This window comes from Moorena sp. SIO3I6, assembly GCF_010672095.1.
In genome coordinates, this window is sequence record NZ_JAAHHU010000435.1 from 1 (window position 1) to 3,542 (window position 3,542).

A 3,542-nucleotide genomic window follows, 5' to 3' on the forward strand; every position below is an offset into this window, starting at 1 on the left:
AAACCTACCCCTGTTAGATCTCCCCATCTCCCCATCTCCCCATCTCCTCATCTCCCCATCCCCCCATCTCCCCATCTCCCCACCCTCTACCCCCGAACAATACTCTGGACAAATCACAAGAGTTGATAGTACCAATGTTCTATAGAGCAATCACAAAGAACGACCATTTTTTGTCCAGAGTCTTATGGAAAACCTCACATCTGCCCAACAAGAACTGTACGATTGGCTGGTTAATTATATTCGGGTGTCACACCATGCCCCTTCGATCCGGCAAATGATGAGAGCAATGAACTTGCGCTCACCAGCACCGATTCAGAGTAGGCTGGAACATTTGCGTAGCAAGGGATACATTGATTGGACGGAAGGAAAAGCCCGGACGATTAGGCTGCTGCGGCATTGTAATTTGGGAGTACCTGTTTTAGGAGCGATCGCAGCCGGGGGTCTAGTGGAACCCTTCACCGACACAGTTGAAGAGTTGGATATATCTGGCTTCTTCCAGCAACCAGGTAACTTTGCTCTGCGGGTTACTGGAGACAGCATGATCGAAGACTTAATTACAGAAGGGGATGTGGTGATTATGCGACCAGTGCCTGATCCCGATGACATCAAGAATGGTTTAATTGTAGCGGCACGGGTGGATGGACATGGTACTACCTTGAAACGTTTCTATCGTAAGGGTCACAAAGTTACTCTTAAACCCTCTAATGCTAAGTACCATCCCATAGAAGTGATGGCAAAACATGTCCAGGTTCAAGGAGTATTAGTCGGTGTCTGGCGGGGATATCAGCAGAATTTAACACCCGCAGCGATACATTAGACTTTCCAACAGTTGTCCGGAATAGGGAACAGAGTTTCCTATTCCCATCGGCTATAATTACTAGTTATTACTCTTCATCCTCATCTTCAATCGCTTCATCCAACCTATCATTAGCATCTTTAGCTAGCTTAACAAAAGCAATATTCGATGCTAATCCCACCGCCGTAGTCACTGCTCCTTCAGGTGACTGTTTAAAAATTAATAATCCTGCGCCGATTAGACCCACAATCCCGCTTAGAATTGTAGCTCCGACAAGCAAGTTAAAGGAAAGCTTGGCTTGACGAATGCGCTCGTTCAAGAAGCGGGTTTCTGGGTCAAATTCTTTGTTTGCTTGAGACATAATCTATTCAGCCTTTAGTTGAGTAACGCTCTTATCTCCAACTATAGGCTCTCAAAACTAACAGTAAGCATTTGTGGATCAAAGTTCACTTATTTCACGGTCTTTACTATGGGTGAAGCTCGAATAAAATATCGTGATTATTGCTTCACTGCTTCACAAATAATCGTGAAACTAGGGGAACAGTTGCGTAGGGTGCGTTAGGGGCGGGCTAGCCATGATTTTGCGCCTCTTCGTTTCTGGTTGAAACAACCCGCCCCGTAACGCACCATCATGAGTAGTTGATGTAGGGTGGGCAGTAAATAGAATCCCGATGGTAAGCTTTGGAATTGGTATGATTACTGCCCACCTTACAATTCATACCCTATTTTACAATTAATTTCCTGTTGGTGGGCAGTGCCGATTTAATTTACTACAATCTTGAAAATTTCTAGGAAGCACTGCCCACCCTACGATTTATTTTACTCTATTTTACAATTGATTTTCTGTTGGTGGGCAGTGCCGATTTCACTGACTAAAATCTTGAAAATTGCTATCAAGCACTGCCGGGAGCAGGTCAAAGTCGCAGAACAGATGAACTATATACTATCAGAGCAAGCTAAAACCCATGAGGGGGCTATAGCTTTACTACAAATGCTCTGCATAAGTGAAATGCTCCCTTTTAATTTCGACCTTAACCGATAATCACGGCTAAGTTATGCCACTGAGGGGGTTAAAATTAGCCTGTAAGCTCTGTTTGGCAAGGGTTTCAGTTGGATTACCTTTGATAAGATGTCCCCAGCGTACCCCATAGCAATTAAACTTGACCAACGAAAAAATTAGGTTTCTAGACTTGGCCATCGCAAATAGGGGCGTTAATCAACCTGTCAATCGACCCAATCTTTTTTTGGATAGCATGGCTGAAAAGCTTACCCCAAGCCATTTTTAGCCTGGTTGTCACCCCTGAAGGTTATGCCATCATAGCGATGCAGAGGTGCGACCCGTGGCGAATTTAATTCGCCTACGGAAAGCGCACCTAAGCCTTCATGCGGGGGTTCCCCCCGGAGACCAAACCTGATTACGTTGAGCCTTTATGGTTGGTAGGCTATGCAGAAAAGGGGTAAAACTTATTGATTAAGGCGAGCCTGTCTTACGGTAAATTCAAACCACTCGCGCAAAGCATGGCTGACAATGACCAGCTGCTGAAAAGGTACCCTCAAGGGTACTGCCAAGCCGGGTTAGATCATTCTATAAATGTATTGATTGAAATTCATTACAGTAAAAGGTAAAACCCATGCCTTACAAATACTAGAATCCCTGTGTCTTCCAAGTTCCGATCAAATTGGGAGTAGATTAAAGTGGCAGAACAGATGAACTATGTACTATCAGAGCGTGCTAAAACCCATGAGGGGACTATAGATTTAGTACAAATGTTCGGCATTTGTGACATGCTCCCAGCACTGCCCACCCTACGATTTATTTTACTCTATTTTACAATTGATTTTCTGTTAGTGGGCAGTGCCGATTCAATCTACTACAAGCTTAAAATTTTCTAGGAAGCATTGCCCACCCTACGATTCATTTTAATCTATTTTACAATTAATTTGCTGTTGGTGGGCAGTGCCGATTCAATCTACTACAAGTTGATGTAGGGTGGGCAGTAAGTAGAATCCCGATAGTAAACTTTGAAATTAGTATGATTACTGCCCACCCTAGGATTCATTTTAATCTATTTTACAATTAATTTTCTGTTGGTGGGCAGTGCCGATTTAATTTACTACAAGCTTAAAGTTTTCTAGGAAGCACTGCCCACCCTACGATTTATTTTAACTTACGATTAATTTGACTCTATTTTACAATTAATTTTCTGTTGGTGGGCAGTGCCGATTTAATCTACTACAAGCTTAAAACTTTATAGGAAGCACTGCCCACCCTAGGATTCATTTTAACTTACTACAAGCTTTAAAATTGCTATCAAGCACTGCCATAGGATTTATTTTACTCTATTTTACAATTGATTTTCTGTTGGTGGGCAGTGCCGATTTAATTTACTACAAGCTTTAAAATTGCTATCAAGCACTGCCATAGGATTTATTTTACTCTCCACATTATCCATATTTAGTAATAAAAAAAATTCTAAATCTCTTGACATATTATTAATTTATAAATATATTAATAATATAAGCTATTTACAGAAGTCACGATTCATGACCAAGAACATTCCGCCTAACTCCGATGACAATAACACCCCAGAAAACCCTGGTCGCAAACCTAAGAAAGTCAAGCTGATCTTGATCGGTTCTCCTGAAAAAGTTTGGAAGACAATTATTGCCCTTTATGGCCTTAAATACGCCTATCCCAACGAGTGGAGCACTCCCGAGCCTACCGGGAAGCCTGATGAGGTGATGA

At 42.3% G+C, this 3,542-nt stretch carries 4 protein-coding genes; 3 read left to right on the top strand and 1 reads right to left on the bottom strand.

Annotated elements, in window-relative coordinates:
- Positions 1-184 precede the first annotated feature (184 nt).
- Complete coding sequence (lexA, locus tag F6K49_RS37445) at positions 185-817, top strand: transcriptional repressor LexA (protein ID WP_293105149.1); 633 nt, start codon at positions 185-187, stop codon at positions 815-817.
- Between the two features lie 67 nt (positions 818-884).
- Here lexA and F6K49_RS37450 read toward each other — a convergent pair whose 3' ends face one another.
- Positions 885-1,157, bottom strand: coding sequence for a hypothetical protein (locus tag F6K49_RS37450; RefSeq protein ID WP_075897574.1), 273 nt, complete (start codon positions 1,155-1,157; stop codon positions 885-887).
- A gap of 1,334 nt (positions 1,158-2,491) precedes the next feature.
- On the opposite strand from F6K49_RS37450, the gene F6K49_RS37455 reads away from it, so the two are divergent.
- Positions 2,492-2,689 (top strand): hypothetical protein, encoded by a 198-nt coding sequence (locus F6K49_RS37455; RefSeq protein ID WP_293105154.1) that lies wholly within the window; start codon positions 2,492-2,494, stop codon positions 2,687-2,689.
- A gap of 651 nt (positions 2,690-3,340) precedes the next feature.
- The coding region (locus tag F6K49_RS37460) for a hypothetical protein (protein ID WP_293105157.1) at positions 3,341-3,542 on the top strand (202 nt) is incomplete at its 3' end.

What these genes read in the sequence shown, in the direction of transcription:
- F6K49_RS37450 (WP_075897574.1), bottom strand. Translation starts at nt 1,157, where the DNA reads ATGTCTCAAGCAAACAAAGAATTTGACCCAGAAACCCGCTTCTTGAAC.
- lexA (WP_293105149.1), top strand. Translation starts at nt 185, where the DNA reads ATGGAAAACCTCACATCTGCCCAACAAGAACTGTACGATTGGCTGGTT.